This window comes from Streptococcus mitis (genome assembly GCF_003942995.1).
Lineage (GTDB): Bacteria > Bacillota > Bacilli > Lactobacillales > Streptococcaceae > Streptococcus > Streptococcus mitis_CV.
This window is the reverse complement of the sequence record NZ_RJOH01000010.1, coordinates 23,666-39,979: the sequence shown is the minus strand read 5'-3', so window position 1 is coordinate 39,979 and position 16,314 is coordinate 23,666. Positions and strand designations below refer to the sequence as shown.

Sequence of the window (16,314 nt, the reverse complement as noted above, 5' to 3'; positions counted from 1 at the left end):
AATAGGGTATAATAGTGAAAATACTATTTTGAAGGAGATTATTTATGCAATCGAAAAAGTGGCTCTTAGGAGCGGGAGTGACCTTGAGTGCGGCCCTTCTTTTGGCAGCTTGTGGTAAAAGTGATAAGAAAGCAGATGCCCCGAGGAGCTTTTCTTATGTTTATGCAGTGGATCCGTCTTCCTTGGATTATAGCGTTACGAGTAAAAGTTCTACTTCTGACGTGATTGGTAATGTTGTTGATGGTCTTTTAGAGAATGATAAATATGGGAATCTTGTTCCGTCTTTAGCAGAGGATTGGACTGTTTCAACCGATGGTTTGACTTACACTTACAAACTTCGTAAGGGGGTGAAGTGGTATACTTCTGAAGGAGAGGAGTATGCAGAAGTTAAGGCGCAGGATTTTGTTACAGGTCTGAAGCATGCAGCAGATGCTAAGTCAGATGGTCTTTCTTTGATTGAAAAATCAATCAAAGGTTTGGAGGCTTATGTTAGTGGTGAGACCAATGATTTTTCAACTGTAGGTGTTAAAGCTCTTGATGATTATACGGTAGAATATACCCTTAATAAACCAGAAAGTTTTTGGAACTCTAAAGTAACAACAGCAACCATGCTCCCTGTAAATGAAGAATTTTTGAATGCAACAGGCAAGGATTACGGAGCGCCAACCCCATCAAGTATTCTTTACAATGGTCCATATTTTTTGAAATCTTTGATTTCTAAATCTGTGATTGAATATGAAAAAAATCCTAACTATTGGGATAAGGAAAATGTCAAGATTGATAATGTAAAATTAACATTCTATGACGGATCAGATCAAGAATCCCTTATCCGTAGTTTCGCTACAGGAGCATATAATACAGCGAGACTTTTCCCAAATAGTTCAAGTTTTGCTTCTACCAAAGAGAAATATGGAGATCAGATTATTTATAGCCCTCAGGAAGCAACTAGTTATTACTTTACTTTTAACGTAAATCGTCAATCATATAATAAAACAGCCAAGACAGATGAAGGACAAAAGCTTTCTACAAAAGAAGCCATGCTGAATAAAAATTTCCGTCAAGCAATTAATTTTGCCTTCAATCGCCACGCCTATACAGCTCAATTAAACGGTGAAGAGGGTGCGGATAAGATTATTCGTAATAGTCTAGTGCCAGATAATTACGTTCAAGTAGCTGGGAAGACCTTCGGACAGTTGGCTCAGGATGAACTACTGAAATATGGAGAACAGTGGAAAGATGTGACTCTCACAGATGGTAAGGATACAATTTACAATCCAACAAAGGCCAAGTCTGCATTTGAAAAAGCGAAGTCAGAATTGCAAGCTAAGGGAGTGAGTTTCCCGATTCATCTAGATGTGCCAGTAGAACAGACAGATGTAGTTGCGGTGCAACAAACCAATTCGCTAAAACAATCAATTGAAGAAACGCTTGGAACGGAGAATGTGATTATAGATGTTCTTCAAATGACAGATAATGAGAAGGAAAGTATTACTTCTCAAGCTAAAGTTCCAACCCAAAAAGATTATGATTTGAACGGAACAGGTTGGGGACCAGATTACCAAGATCCAGCAACCTATCTCAATATTTTAGATGCTAAGAAGGGTTCTGCCTTGAAACATCTAGGTATAACAAAGGGCAAGGATCCTGAAGTTGTGGCAAAAGTTGGCTTGGATGAATACAAGAAGCTCTTGGATGATGCGGCTTCTGAGACAAGTAATCTTGATAAACGATACGAAAAGTATGCTAAAGCACAGGCTTGGGTTACTGATAGTTCACTTCTTATTCCAGTTGCTTCTTCAGGGGGCTCTCCTATGGTTAGTCGTACTGTTCCATTTACCAAAGCTTATTCACAGGTCGGTATTAAGGGGGATCCATTTATTTTTAAAGGAATGGAACTTCAAAATGATATTGTGACAACTAAAGAGTATGATGCGGCCTTCAAAAAGTGGCAAAAGGAAAAACTGGAATCGAATGCTCAGTATCAAAAGGATTTAGAAAAGCACATAAAATAACGTGAATGAGATTCTTGCTTTCGTTAGGTTATCAGTTAATTCATTGATATTTAAATGATAAATCGCATAAAAACAAGGGAGGACTGTATGAAAGACAGAAATCCTTTGTTTTTTTATGACTAAAGTTTATAAACTTTCATTCTAGAAATTCAATTAACTTTACAAATTCCCACTATTTTGGTAAAATAAACCTATGTTATAAAAACTAACATAAAGGAGAAAGAAGATGACTACAAAAAAGCGTATCCTTAGTGCAGGTCTGACTGTTGCAGCTGCCTTGCTGTTAACTGCTTGCGGACAATCAGGTTCAGATACAAAAACTTACTCATCAACCTTTAGTGGAAACCCAACTACATTTAACTACTTATTAGACTACTACGCTGATAATACAGCTATTATTACTAACCTAGTTGATGGTTTGCTTGAAAATGACAACCACGGAAACCTAGTTCCATCTTTGGCAGAGGACTGGTCTGTTTCAAGCGACGGTCTGACTTATACCTATAAACTGAGAAAAGATGCCAAATGGTTTACGGCTGACGGTGAAGAGTATGCCCCAGTCAAGGCACAAGATTTTGTGACAGGTATCAAATACGCAGTGGATAATAAATCCCAGGCCATTGACTTGATTCAAAACTCAATCAAGGGCTTGAATGATTATATTACAGGAGCGGATTCTGACTTTTCTAAGGTTGGAGTGAAAGCCATTGATGACCATACTGTTGAGTATACTTTGGCGCGCCCAGAACCTTACTGGAACTCAAAAACAACCAACAGTATTCTTTTCCCAGTGAATGAAGAGTTTCTAAACTCAAAAGGGAAAGATTTTGGTACCCTATCTCCAGATAGCATTCTCTACAGCGGACCTTATTTGTTAAAAGATTTCACATCAAAATCATCGATCGAGTATGTGAAAAATCCGCATTATTATGATCATGACAAAGTATCGATTGAACACGTAAAATTGGCCTATTTTGATGGTTCAGACCAAGAATTGACCATCCGTAACTTTGAAAGTGGAGCTTATTCAATCGCAGGTGTTTATCCAAATAGTTCTAACTTTGCTAAGACCAAGGAGAAATATAAGGATAATATCGTCTATAGCTTGCAGGACAAGACTTCTTGGTATTTCAATTTTAACGTCAACCGTAAGGCCTACAATCACACTGCTAAAACAACAGATGAGCAGAAGAAGTCAACTGAGACAGCTGTTTTGAACAAGAACTTCCGCCAAGCGGTGAACTTTGCCTTGGACCGCACAGCCTATTCTGCTCAGTCAAATGGGGAAGAAGCGGCTAGCAAGACCCTTCGTAACACCCTAGTACCTCCTACATTTGTCCAAGTTGGAGACAAGACTTTTGGAGAAGTAGTCGCTTCTAAATTGGTCAACTATGGCACAGAATGGTCAGGTATTAACTTGGCAGATGCTCAGGATGCCTATTTTAACAAAGAAAAAGCCCAAGCAAAATTTGCGGAAGCTAAAAAAGAATTGGCAAGTCAAGGTGTGACTTTCCCTATTCACTTGGATGTAGCTGTTGATCAAACAAGTAAAAATGCTGTGACAGGCATGAACTCAGTTAAGCAGACCCTTGAGTCAGTTTTAGGTGCTGATAACATTGTCATTGATGTTCAGCAACTTTCAACAGATGATTTTAATAACGTAGCCTTCTTAGCACCAACACCAGCTGATCGAGACTATGATTTGAGCTTTGATGGTTGGGTAGGTGACTATCAGGATCCATCAACTTATCTCAATCCTTTCAATGCAGAGGATGGATTCTACCTCAAAATTTTTGGTCTAGATGCTCAAGAAGATAAAGCTAAGATTGCTAGCTTGGGGCTTGATACTTACACCAAGATGCTCAAAGATGCAGATAGTGAAAATAAAGATGTAGCAAAACGCTATGAAAAATATGCTGAAGCACAGGCTTGGATGATTGACAATTCTCTGATTATGTCAGCCATGTCAAGTGGTGGAACAGCATCTGTAACCAAAGTAACGCCATTTACAAGAGGGTACTCAATGGTCGGTATCAAGGGTGATGGCAATAACTACAAGTATATGAAACTGCAAAAAGATACTGTGACAATCAAACAGTTTGAAGAAGCTAAGACTAAATGGGAGCAAGAAAGTAAAAAAGCAATCGAAAAAGCTCAAAAAGAAGCAGAAAATCATGTCAAATAGATGAGCGAGGTTCCGTAAGGGACCTTGTTTTGATGTTTATATAGTAAATTTATTGATGTAATTGGTTGCAAGTCAAAAAGAATGTTTCGGAAAGAAGATTAAAATGCCTTACCTAAGCGGATTTACCCCGCAAGTGTATTTTTTTATGATATAATAAAATGAAATAAAAATTGATAATAGAGGTATATCGTGAGTAGATCTTCGAAGCGAGCTCGTAAGGGTAAAACAAAAATATTGATTAGTTGGGGGTTGCTAGCTATCTATGCATTACTAGCAGTCTTTTTATTGTTTTTGATTTTCAAGTACAATATGCTAGCCTTCCGATATCTCAATATAGTGGTTGCTGTCTTAATTGTAGCCTTAGCCATCTTGTGCTTCTTTTTAATTCGGTCCAAGAAAGCTAAAAATCTAACGCTGATTTTATTACTGCTTGGTGTGTTAATCAATGGAACTTCTCTCTTTGCTGTAGGGCAGTTCATTGGATTTACCAGTCGCCTGAATGCGACATCGAACTACTCACATTATTCGATGAGTATTGCGGTATTAGCAGATAGTTCAATTGATAATATCAGTCAGGTAACCAGTGTAACGGGGCCGACTGGGACGGATAAGGATAATATCCAACAGTTGATGAATGATCTTAAGGCTAGTCAAAATAAGGAATTGACAGTCGAAGAAAGCAGATCCTATCTTGCGGCCTATAAGAGCTTGTTAGCTGGCGATACAAAGGCAATCATTCTAAACAGTGTCTTTGAAAACATTATCGAATCAGAATATCCTGACTATGCTTCAAAAATTAAGAAAATCTATACCAAAGAATTAACCAAGACGGTTGAAACTCCAAAAGATGTCAAGGGTGACAGTTTCAATGTTTATATCAGTGGAATTGATACTTACGGTCCAATCAGTTCGGTTTCTCGTTCGGATGTCAATATCATTATGACAGTGAATCGCGAAACGAAAAAGATTCTTTTGACAACGACTCCTCGTGATTCCTATGTTCCAATTGCAGATGGTGGTAACAACCAAAAAGATAAGTTGACCCATGCGGGGATTTATGGAGTAGATGCTTCCATTCATACACTGGAAAATCTCTACGGTATTGACTTGAACTATTACGCTCGTTTGAATTTCACTTCTTTCTTGAAATTGATAGATCTTCTCGGTGGAGTTGATGTTCATAATGATCAAGAATTTACTGCTCATACAAATGGGAAGTTCTATCCTGTAGGGAATGTTCATCTTGACTCGGAGCAAGCTCTTAGCTTTGTACGTGAGCGTTATTCATTGGCAGATGGAGACCGAGATCGTGGTCGTAACCAGCAAAAGGTCATTGTTGCAATTCTGCAAAAATTAACCTCTACGGAAGCTTTGAAAAATTATGACAGTATTATAAAAGGGCTGCAAGATTCGATTCAAACCAATATGCCACTTGAAACCATGATGAACCTGGTTAATGCCCAACTTGAGAGTGGTGGAACTTATAAGATCAATTCGCAAGATCTTAAAGGAACAGGGCGTATGGATTTACCATCCTATGCCATGCCTGAGAGTAGCCTCTACATGATGGAAATTAGTGACAGCAGTTTAGAGTCAGTCAAGGCTGCAATCAATGATGTGATGGAAGGGAAATAAGACAAAATGATTGATATTCATTCGCATATCGTATTTGGTGTGGATGATGGTCCAAAATCTAAGCAAAAAGCAAGATTCTTTTGACAGAAATCTATGGATAAGAAGTACGGATTTAAGATGTAAAATATGCAATTGTATCATCTATTAAAGCAATCAATCTTGTACAATTGCTACAACAGTTTGTTAAAAAATAAAGGAGCTTAAAATGTACGATTATCTAATCGTTGGTGCTGGTCTTTTTGGCGCGGTTTTTGCCCATGAAGCAGCCTTAAAAGGAAAAAAAGTAAAAGTCATTGAAAAACGAAATCATATCGCGGGTAATATCTATACTCGTGAAGAGGAAGGAATTCGAGTTCATCAATATGGTGCTCATATTTTCCATACTTCTGATAAGGAGATTTGGGATTATGTAAATCAGTTTGCAGAATTTAACCGTTATACAAATTCTCCTGTCGCAAATTATAAGGGAGAGATTTATAATCTTCCATTTAATATGAATACTTTCAATAAACTCTGGGGAGTTGTAACGCCAGCAGAAGCACAAGCCAAGATTGATGAGCAACGTGCTGTTTTAAATGGTAAAACTCCAGAAAATTTGGAAGAACAGGCGATCTCTCTTGTAGGTACAGATATCTACGAAAAATTAATCAAAGATTATACAGAGAAACAGTGGGGCAAGCCAACTACGGAACTTCCAGCCTTTATCATTCGCCGTTTGCCAGTACGCCTGACCTATGATAACAACTATTTTAACGATACCTATCAAGGAATTCCAATTGGTGGCTACACTCAAATAGTTGAAAAAATGTTGGATCATGAAAATATTGATGTAGAAACAAATGTTGATTTCTTTGCGAATAAAGAACAATATATGAAGAACTTCCCTAAAATTGTCTTTACTGGTATGATTGATGAATTCTTTGACTATAAGTTGGGTGAACTAGAGTATCGTAGTCTTCGTTTTGAAAATGAGACCTTGGATATGGAGAATTACCAAGGAAATGCAGTTGTGAACTATACGGATTCAGAAACTCCATATACTCGCATTATTGAACACAAACATTTTGAGTTTGGGAATCAAGCAAAGACTATCATTACTAAAGAACATTCTAAAACATGGGAAAAAGGTGATGAGCCTTATTATCCAGTAAATAATGATCGTAATAATCATTTGTATAAATCATATAAAAAATTGGCTGATGAGCAAGGGAATGTTATCTTTGGTGGTCGTTTAGGACACTATCGTTATTACGATATGCACCAAGTAATTGGAGCAGCTTTACAGTGTGCAAGAAATGAGTTAGATTAAACACCTAGAACTGTTATCAGTTGCTATTTACAAATATGATCAATAATTCCTTGACTACGTAATGTAGTTGAGGGGTTTTTGATATTATTCATATTTTTGCGAAGTTATTGTTTAAAAAATAATTTTCAAAAATTCAGAAAATTGTATTGACAGGACTCAAAAAAGGGGCTATAATGAATAAAAAAACAAAGGAGAAGACTATGAAAACAAGGAAAGTATTGGCTTTTGCGGGAGTAACTTTATTAGCAGCAGGTGTCTTAGCGGCTTGCTCGGGTGGTTCTGCTACTAAAGGTGAGCAGACCTTTGCATTTACATACGAGACACATCCAGATAATCTCAACTATTTGACAACTGGTAAGGCAGCAACTGCCGACATTACTAGTAATGTGATTGATGGATTGCTTGAAAATGATAAATACGGGAACCTTATTCCCTCAATGGCAGAGGACTGGTCAGTTTCTAAGGATGGCTTGACTTATACTTATAAGATTCGTCAGGATGCCAAGTGGTATACATCTGAGGGAGAAGAGTATGCTCCTGTTAAGGCTCAAGACTTTGTGACAGGTCTTAAATATGCAACAGATAAGAAAGCAGAAGCCCTTTACTTGGTACAAGATTCAATCAAAGGTCTGGATGCTTATGCTAAAGGGGAAATCACAGATTTTGCTCAAGTCGGGATTAAAGCGCTTGACGATCAAACAGTCCAATACACGTTGAACAAACCTGAAAGTTTTTGGAATTCTAAAACGACCATGGGTGTTCTTGCGCCAGTCAATGAAGAGTTTTTGAATTCAAAAGGGGATGATTTTGCCAAAGCTACGGATCCAGGTAGTCTCTTGTATAATGGTCCTTATTTGTTGAAATCCATTGTGACCAAATCTTCTGTTGAATTTGCGAAAAATCCTAACTACTGGGATAAAGACAATGTGCATATTGACAAAGTTAAATTGTCATTCTGGGATGGTCAAGATACTAGTAAACCTGCAGAAAACTTTAAAGATGGTAGCCTTACAGCAGCTCGTCTCTATCCAACAAGTGCAAGTTTCGCAGAGCTTGAGAAAGAGATGAAGGATAATATTGTCTATACTCAACAAGACTCTACTACGTATCTAGTGGGAACAAATATTGATCGTCAGTCCTATAAATATACTTCTAAGACTAGTGACGAACAAAAGACTTCTACTAAAAAGGCTCTCTTAAATAAGGATTTCCGCCAAGCTATTGCCTTTGGTTTTGACCGTACAGCTTATGCCTCTCAGCTAAATGGAGAAACTGGAGCAAGCAAAATCTTGCGCAATCTCTTTGTTCCACCAACATTTGTTCAAGCAGATGGGAAAAACTTTGGCGATATGGTCAAAGAAAAATTGGTGACTTATGGGGATGAATGGAAGGATGTTAATCTTGCCGATGCACAGGATGGCCTTTACAATCCAGAGAAAGCCAAGGCTGAATTTGCTAAAGCTAAATCAGCCTTACAAGCAGAAGGAGTCCAATTCCCAATTCACCTAGATATGCCTGTTGACCAAACAGCAACTACAAAAGTTCAGCGCGTGCAATCTATGAAACAATCCTTGGAAGCGACTTTAGGAACTGATAATGTCATTATTGATATTCAACAACTACAAAAAGATGAAGTAAACAATATTACATATTTTGCTGAAAATGCTGCTGGCGAAGACTGGGATTTATCAGATAATGTCGGTTGGGGTCCAGACTTTGCCGATCCATCAACTTACCTTGACATCATCAAACCATCTGTAGGAGAAAGTACTAAAACATATTTAGGATTTGACTCAGGGAAAGATAATGTAGCTGCTAAAAAAGTAGGTCTATATGACTACGAGAAATTGGTTACTGAAGCTGGTGATGAGTCTATAGATGTTGCTAAACGATATGATAAATACGCTGCAGCCCAAGCTTGGTTGACAGATAGCGCTTTGATTATTCCAACTACATCTCGTACAGGACGTCCAATCTTGTCTAAGATGGTACCATTTACAATACCATTTGCATTGTCAGGAAATAAAGGTACAAGTGAGCCACTCTTGTACAAATACCTTGAACTTCAAGACAAGGCAGTCACAGCAGATGAATATCAAAAAGCTCAAGATAAATGGATGAAAGAAAAAGAAGAATCCAATAAAAAAGCGCAAGAAGAGCTCGCAAAACATGTGAAATAAGATAAAAAGAAGTTAGTTATTCGCTAACTTCTTTTGGTTTATCGAAAATGAATTGGTGCCGATCATCGCTTTTAGATATGATAGATCCTATTTTGTTGAAGAAAAAATCCTGAGCCTTTATTCTCAGAATTTTCTTTTATCTTACTGTTGTGGTTGCTGTTGAACTTGTGGATTTTGTGGTGTTGGTTGTACTGGTTGTGTCGGCTGAACAGCCTGACCAGCTTGTCCTTGATTAGGATCAGTTGCTGGAGCATTATTGGGTTGTTGACCAACCGTAGTACTTGCCTGTGTAGTTGAACTTTCAGCTGTTGAGGATTGTTGAGTAGAGGATTCAGTCCATATTGGGCGAGCTCCATTTTTGAATACAAATTCCCCGTTTCTGAAAAGTCCGTCTGGCATCGTCCAGTCTTCTGGATGAGTATCTTCTGATAGATACGTTATCATTGAGCGATAAACTTTAGCTGCAACTAGGAAACCATCTCCAACGATAGGAGTTAAACGATTCGAATAACCTGTCCATACAGCCATAGAATACTTACGAGTATAACCAACAAACATTTCATCTGGAGCTACATAGCCAGTGTTCTTGATGTGTTTTTCAATTTCATCATCTGTGTAGTTAGAAGTACCTGTCTTACCAGCTTGCGCTAACCATGGGAGATAGGCTCCACGACCAGTTCCGTATGCCAAGACGGTTTTCATCATTTCGGTCATCATGTAAGCAGTTGTTTCTTTCATAGCTCGTGTACCAGCATCTGAAAATTCTTTTTCACTACCGTCACTGAAGACGACCTTATTGATATACATGGGTTTGTGGTAAATTCCACCGTTGGCAAAGGCAGCATAAGCAGCAGCCATTTTTTCACTGCTTGCACCGTATTGTTTGTTAGATTCAGTTGTATTACTTGAAATGGCGTTTGCATAGTGGATGCTTGGATAATTGATACCTAAGCCATTTAGGAAAGTTTTAGCTCTATCTAGACCGACCTTATTCAAAGTTTCAACGGCTGTGACATTACGTGACTGTTGAAGTGCATACTGGATTGTAATGTTTCCAAAGTAGCCTTTATCCCAGTTGTAGACGGGAGTATCAGTACCTGGATAGTTATAAGGAACATCATGTACTATAGTTGCAGTAGAGTCATAGACTCCATATTCTAAAGCGGGAGCATAGTCAGTGATTGGTTTCATAGTAGAACCCCAGTCACGGTTGGTTTCAACGGCTTGGTTGATTCCGAAAGATACATTACTTGATTGGTGACGGGCACCTAACTGAGCAATGACTTTACCATTTGTTACATCAACGATAGTGGAAGCTACTTGAAGTTCATCATCTGGATAAGCAACGTACTCATCTGTATTATAAACATCCCAAAGTCGCTGCTGAACATCTTTGTCGACATTAGTATAGACTTCCATACCTGTAGTAAGAAGGTTGTAACCAGTTTCTTGTTCAACTTGGTCGATTACTTCTTTGAGGTAGTTGTCCATATAAGCTGGATAACTATTGGCTGACTTCAAACTTTGGAGACCGTCAGTGACGGGAGTATTAATAGCTTTTTCATAATCTTCTGCACTAATGTATTTTTGCCCTTTCATTTCTGAAAGTACCAAGTTACGACGCTCTAGAGCAGCTTCTGGATGGGAATAAGGATCATATTGGTTTGGAGCTTGAGGCATTCCAGCCAAGAGTGCTAACTGTGGCAAGCTTAAGTCCTTCAAGTCTTTTCCATAGTAATTTTGGGCTGCGGTTTGCATTCCATAGTTACCGTTGGACATGTAGACTTTATTGATGTAATAGGTCAGGATTTCTTGCTTGGTTGCTTTTTGCTCTAGTTGAACGGCTAGCCAAGCTTCTTGAGCTTTACGTGACAAGGTTTGATCAGCAGTTGAAGTAGAAAAATAAGTCAATTTAATTAATTGTTGTGTCAAGGTTGAGGCACCTTGTAGACCTCCTCCTTGTAGATTTCTTAATGCTGCCCCCATGATACGAATAGTATCAACACCTCTATGGTCAAAGAAACGGTGGTCTTCGATAGACACAATTGCCTTGACTAAGTCAGTAGGAATTTCATTTGCCTGAGCATTTACGCGACGTTCAGATCCAAGGTCAGCAATCAGTTCGTTTTTGTTGTCATAAATCTTGCTAGAGGTTGTCGCAACTAATTTACTTTCAGATAAGGCTGGAGCCTTGCTAACAAAGTAGAGGAAGGCACCTCCACCTAATAGAAATAATGCGATAAATAAGGTAAGAAATGTAATTCCAATATACTTTAAGAATCGCAGAATAGTTTGTTTATTCATCTTGTTTTACCACCTAGTAAATGTTCTTTGATAATATCGAGATAGGGAATTTGAGGGAAAGCTCCTTGATTTACTAAATATCCGTATTCTTTGATATATCCAAGTGGCATTGATTTTTGGCCCTTATCTTGATGATAAAAGCGAATCAAATCAAGTGCCGGCAACAAATAAGTTTCTTGTTGAGAAGAAAAATGAAGTAGTACGAAGCAAATCCCCTGCTGTTTTAGAACTTGTTCCATATGTTGAATCTGGTGAAGATGGAAGTTTTTCATTGGAATAGCATTCTTTTGTCGTGTTTCCTTGGCTTCAAAGTCAATGTAATGTCCTCTATACACGCCAGAGTAATCTGTTGTGGAAGCTTGTCTAAAATAGGCTTCTACAATTTTGGCTCGACTACGTTGAGGATAGTCTACTCGAACAATCTGAACAGGCGTTGGCTTTTTATGGATAACTGCCATGCCATGCGTAAGATAGTAGTCGTTTGTGGCGTTGATCATCTTTTCAAAAGTCATTCCTCGATTTGCGAAATTTTTTGGTTGAGAAATGGATGTTTGGCTTTTTTTTGATGAAATTTTATGAGGATAGTTGACCATATTTCTCCTTATTGGTACAATAACATCACTCTATTATACCATAAAAATAGAAAGAAAGGTGTAAAAATGACTACAGCTTTAATTATGGGATATTCTAATTTTGACTTGGGTTTGTTTTCTGACAAGGATCCTCGTCTTAAATTGATTAAAAAAGCGATACGTAGGGATTTAGAAGCTATGGCAGAAGATGGGGTGACTTGGCTTGTATTTACAGGGACTTTGGGCTTTGAATATTGGGTTTTAGAGGTTGCTCAGGAAATGAAGACCGAATACGGTTTCCAGTTGGCCACCATTTTTGCTTTTGAAACCCATGGGGAAAATTGGAATGAAGGCAATCAGATGAAACTGAGCCAATTTAAGCAGGTCGATTTTGTCAAATATGCCTATCCTAAATATGAACATATGGGGCAACTACGAGACTACCAACGATTTTTGCTGGAAAATACTGATTTAGCTTATTTTTTCTATGACCCAGAAAATGAGACCAAATTAAAATTTATAGACAATTTGATGAAAAATCAGGAAGGTTATCGCATAAAAAGGTTAACGTTTGAAGACTTAAATGAGTTAGTAGAAAATTTTTCTGAAAAGTAAGCCTTTGACCTTGATTTTTGTTTGCCTTTTTTTATATAATAATACTATTAGAAACCGAGAATGGAGAGAGAGATGGCAGGTATTATTTTTTCAGCGAAAGATATTTTCGAGCAAGAGTTTGGACGTGAAGTCCGTGGGTATAGTAAGGTTGAAGTTGATGAATTTTTGGACGATGTCATCAAGGACTATGAAACTTATGCTGCCTTAGTCAAGTCTCTCCGTCAAGAAATTGCAGAGTTGAAGGAAGAATTGTCTCGCAAACCTGAATCTGCACCGGTTCAAGCAGAACCACTTGAAATGACAGCAACAACTTCTATGACGAATTTTGATATTTTAAAACGTCTAAATCGTCTTGAGAAAGAAGTATTTGGTAAACAAATTTTGGATAACTCTGATTTATAAGAGCTTATTTGAAAAGTGCAATTTTTGGATAATCGCGTGAGGAGAATTTCTTTTCATGAGGAAAGTCCATGCTAGCACAGGCTGTGATGCCTGTAGTGTTTGTGCTAGGCGAATCCATAAGCCTAGGGACGAGAGATCGTTACGGCAGTCGAAATGGCTAAGTCCTTGGATAGGCCAGAGTAGGCTTGAAAGTGCCACAGTGACGGAGTCTTTCTGGAAACAGAGAGAGTGGAACGCGGTAAACCCCTCAAGCTAGCAACCCAAATTTCGGTCGGGGCATGGAGTACACGGAAACGAACGTAGTACTCTGACTGCTACCAGCTGTAAGCTGTTAGTGGTAGACAGATGATTATCGAAGGAAGTGGTCCTAGTCACTTCTGGAACAAAACATGGCTTATAGAAAATTGCATATAGGTTGGGGCTGAGAAAACTTTCTCAACCTCATTTTTTAAAGTGGACATATAGAAAGGTCTTATAAGACTGTAACATGAAAAAAGAATTTAATTTAATCGCTACTGCTGCAGCGGGTCTTGAGGCTGTCGTTGGTCGTGAGGTGCGAGAGTTGGGCTACGATTGTCAGGTTGAAAATGGACGTGTTCGTTTTCAAGGAGACGTGAGAGCCATTATCGAAACCAACCTCTGGCTTCGGGCAGCAGACCGTATCAAGATTATCGTAGGAACTTTTCCAGCTAAGACTTTTGAGGAGCTCTTTCAAGGAGTTTTCGCCTTAGATTGGGAAAATTATTTACCGCTTGGAGCTCGGTTCCCAATTTCAAAAGCTAAATGTGTGAAATCTAAATTACACAATGAACCCAGTGTTCAGGCTATTTCAAAGAAGGCCGTTGTCAAGAAATTGCAGAAACACTACGCCCGCCCAGAAGGTATTCCTCTGATGGAGAATGGCCCAGAGTTTAAGATTGAGGTTTCTATTCTCAAAGATGTAGTAACTGTCATGATTGATACGACAGGGACTAGCCTCTTTAAACGTGGCTATCGTACCGAAAAAGGTGGGGCTCCTATCAAGGAAAACATGGCAGCAGCTATTTTGCAACTCTCTAACTGGTATCCAGACAAACCCTTGATTGATCCGACCTGTGGTTCAGGAACTTTCTGTATCGAGGCAGTTATGATTGCTAGAAAGATGGCTCCTGGTCTTCGTCGCTCCTTTGCTTTTGAGGAATGGAACTGGATTAGCGATCGCTTGATCCAAGAAGTTCGTACTGAAGCAGCTAAGAAAGTGGATCGTGAGCTTGAGCTAGATATCATGGGCTGTGATATCGATGCTCGCATGGTGGAAATTGCTAAGGTCAATGCTCAGGCAGCAGGGGTTGCAGGAGATATTACCTTTAAGCAGATGCGCGTGCAGGATTTGCGTTCTGATAAAATCAATGGAGTGATTATCTCTAACCCGCCTTATGGGGAACGCTTGTCAGATGATGCAGGGGTTACCAAGCTTTATGCTGAGATGGGTCAAGTATTTGCACCGCTGAAAACGTGGAGCAAGTTTATCTTAACCAGTGATGAAGCCTTTGAGACCAAGTACGGTAGTCAGGCGGATAAGAAACGGAAGTTGTACAACGGAACTTTAAAAGTTGATTTGTATCAATATTTTGGTCAACGTGTTAAACGTCAGGAAGTAAAGTAGGAAGGAAAACTCATGAGTAAGAAAAGACGGAATCGTCATAAAGCAGAACATCAAGAAGCGCAATTTGATTTTGATGAAGCAAAAGAGTTAACAGTTGGTCAAGCGATTCGTAAAAATGAAGAAGTGGAAGCAGGAGTCTTGCCTGAAGATTCCATTTTGGACAAGTATGTCAAGCAACACAAAGATGAAATCGAAGCAGATAAGTTTGCGACTCGCCAATACAAAAAAGAGGAGTTAATCGAAACTCAAAGTCTGGACGATTTAATCCAAGAAGTGCGTGAAGCTGTAGAGGAGTCGGAAGCCTCTTCAGAGGAAGTTCCATCTTCTGAAGCTATCTTACCCCCATTGCCTTTGGATGATGAGGATAAAGGCTGGGATCCTATAGTGCTAGAGGATGAAAATTCAGCAGAAATGACTGGGGAAGTGGAAGAGGAGAAAAAACTTTCTCGTCTGGATCAAGAGGACCCAGAAAAGAAAAGTAAAAAAGGTTTTGTTTTGACCGCTTTGGCGCTCGTATCAGTGGTTATCTGTGTCAGTGCTTATTATGTCTATCGTCAAGTGGCTCGTTCGACCAAGGAAATCCAAACTTCTCAATCATCGTCTAGTGAGCAGAATATTCAGCCGATTTTAGAAGATTTCAATAGTCAATACGATGCCTTCTATACAGATAGCAACAAAACGGCTTTGAAAAATAGCCAGTTTGATAAACTGAGCCAACTTAAAACTTTGCTTGATAAGCTAGAAGGTAGTCGCGAACATACCCTTGCCAAATCGAAGTATGATAGTCTAGCAACTCAAATCAAGGCCATTCAAGATGTCAATGCACAATTTGAAAAACCAGCTATTGTTGATGGTGTTTTGGATACCAATGCCAAAGCCAAATCGGATGCTAAATTTACGGATATTAAAACTGGAAATACAGAACTTGATAAAGTTCTAGATAAGGCTATCAGCCTTGGTAAGAGCCAGCAAACAAGTGCTTCAAGCTCAAGTTCAAGTGAAACTAGCAGCTCAAGTTCTCGCCAAGCAAGTGAAAATACGACTAGTGAGACAAAACCAAGTAGTTCAAATACGGCATCAAATGAAACTAGAAGTTCTCATAGTGAAGTCAATATGGGTCTATCAAGTGCGGGTGTTTCTGTTCAAAGAAGTGCTAGTCGTGTTGCCTACAATCAATCTGCTATTGATGATAGCAATAATTCTGCCTGGGATTTCGCGGATGGTGTCTTAGAACAAATTCTAGCGACTTCACGTTCACGTGGTTATATCACTGGTAACCAATATATCCTTGAACGTGTTAATATCGTTAATGGCAATGGTTATTACAACCTCTACAAGCCAGATGGAACCTATCTCTTTACCCTTAACTGTAAGACAGGATACTTTGTTGGAAATGGTTCTGGACATGCAGATGCTTTGGACTACTAAGCAGTCGTTACAAAATTCTTTCTTTTC

At 38.8% G+C, this 16,314-nt stretch carries 11 protein-coding genes and 1 other RNA gene; 10 read left to right on the top strand and 2 right to left on the bottom strand.

Annotated elements, in window-relative coordinates; translation table 11 throughout:
- Window positions 1-44: 44 nt before the first annotated feature.
- The 5 genes from D8836_RS07115 (at window position 45) to D8836_RS07090 (ending at window position 9,321) form a co-directional block, all read left to right on the top strand.
- A complete protein-coding gene (locus D8836_RS07115; RefSeq protein WP_049544886.1) occupies window positions 45-2,012 on the top strand; it encodes a peptide ABC transporter substrate-binding protein in 1,968 nt (655 codons plus the stop codon).
- A 226-nt stretch (window positions 2,013-2,238) separates the two neighbouring features.
- A complete protein-coding gene (locus D8836_RS07110) occupies window positions 2,239-4,197 on the top strand; it encodes a peptide ABC transporter substrate-binding protein (RefSeq protein WP_049544887.1) in 1,959 nt (652 codons plus the stop codon).
- Window positions 4,198-4,386: 189 nt separating this feature from the next.
- On the top strand, window positions 4,387-5,832 hold the full coding sequence (gene cpsA / locus D8836_RS07105) for an LCP family glycopolymer transferase CpsA (protein WP_125393550.1): 1,446 nt from the start codon (window positions 4,387-4,389) through the stop codon (window positions 5,830-5,832).
- Between the two features lie 205 nt (window positions 5,833-6,037).
- Window positions 6,038-7,141: a UDP-galactopyranose mutase gene (glf, locus tag D8836_RS07095; protein WP_084930229.1), complete on the top strand. Its 1,104-nt coding sequence runs from the start codon at window positions 6,038-6,040 to the stop codon at window positions 7,139-7,141.
- Window positions 7,142-7,341: 200 nt separating this feature from the next.
- Window positions 7,342-9,321, top strand: a complete 1,980-nt coding sequence (locus D8836_RS07090; RefSeq protein WP_125393549.1) for a peptide ABC transporter substrate-binding protein — start codon at window positions 7,342-7,344, stop codon at window positions 9,319-9,321.
- Window positions 9,322-9,462: 141 nt separating this feature from the next.
- On the opposite strand, the gene pbp1a is transcribed toward D8836_RS07090, so the two are convergent.
- Window positions 9,463-11,625 (bottom strand): penicillin-binding protein PBP1A, encoded by a 2,163-nt coding sequence (gene pbp1a, locus D8836_RS07085; RefSeq protein WP_125393548.1) that lies wholly within the window; start codon window positions 11,623-11,625, stop codon window positions 9,463-9,465.
- Window positions 11,622-12,218: a Holliday junction resolvase RecU gene (recU, locus tag D8836_RS07080; RefSeq protein ID WP_125393547.1), complete on the bottom strand. Its 597-nt coding sequence runs from the start codon at window positions 12,216-12,218 to the stop codon at window positions 11,622-11,624. Before recU ends, pbp1a begins: the two co-directional genes overlap by 4 nt.
- Before the next feature lie 66 nt (window positions 12,219-12,284).
- Between recU and D8836_RS07075 the strand changes: the two genes are divergently transcribed.
- The 5 genes from D8836_RS07075 (at window position 12,285) to mapZ (ending at window position 16,287) form a co-directional block, all read left to right on the top strand.
- On the top strand, window positions 12,285-12,812 hold the full coding sequence (locus tag D8836_RS07075) for an SLOG family protein (protein ID WP_125393566.1): 528 nt from the start codon (window positions 12,285-12,287) through the stop codon (window positions 12,810-12,812).
- A 72-nt stretch (window positions 12,813-12,884) separates the two neighbouring features.
- Window positions 12,885-13,214, top strand: coding sequence for a cell division regulator GpsB (gene gpsB, locus D8836_RS07070; RefSeq protein WP_023946600.1), 330 nt, complete (start codon window positions 12,885-12,887; stop codon window positions 13,212-13,214).
- A gap of 20 nt (window positions 13,215-13,234) precedes the next feature.
- Window positions 13,235-13,616: RNase P RNA component class B (gene rnpB, locus D8836_RS07065), an RNA gene on the top strand.
- A gap of 85 nt (window positions 13,617-13,701) precedes the next feature.
- Window positions 13,702-14,859, top strand: coding sequence for a THUMP domain-containing class I SAM-dependent RNA methyltransferase (locus D8836_RS07060; RefSeq protein WP_125393546.1), 1,158 nt, complete (start codon window positions 13,702-13,704; stop codon window positions 14,857-14,859).
- A 12-nt stretch (window positions 14,860-14,871) separates the two neighbouring features.
- Window positions 14,872-16,287, top strand: a complete 1,416-nt coding sequence (gene mapZ / locus D8836_RS07055) for a cell division site-positioning protein MapZ (protein WP_125393545.1) — start codon at window positions 14,872-14,874, stop codon at window positions 16,285-16,287.
- The last annotated feature ends 27 nt before the right edge of the window (window positions 16,288-16,314 follow it).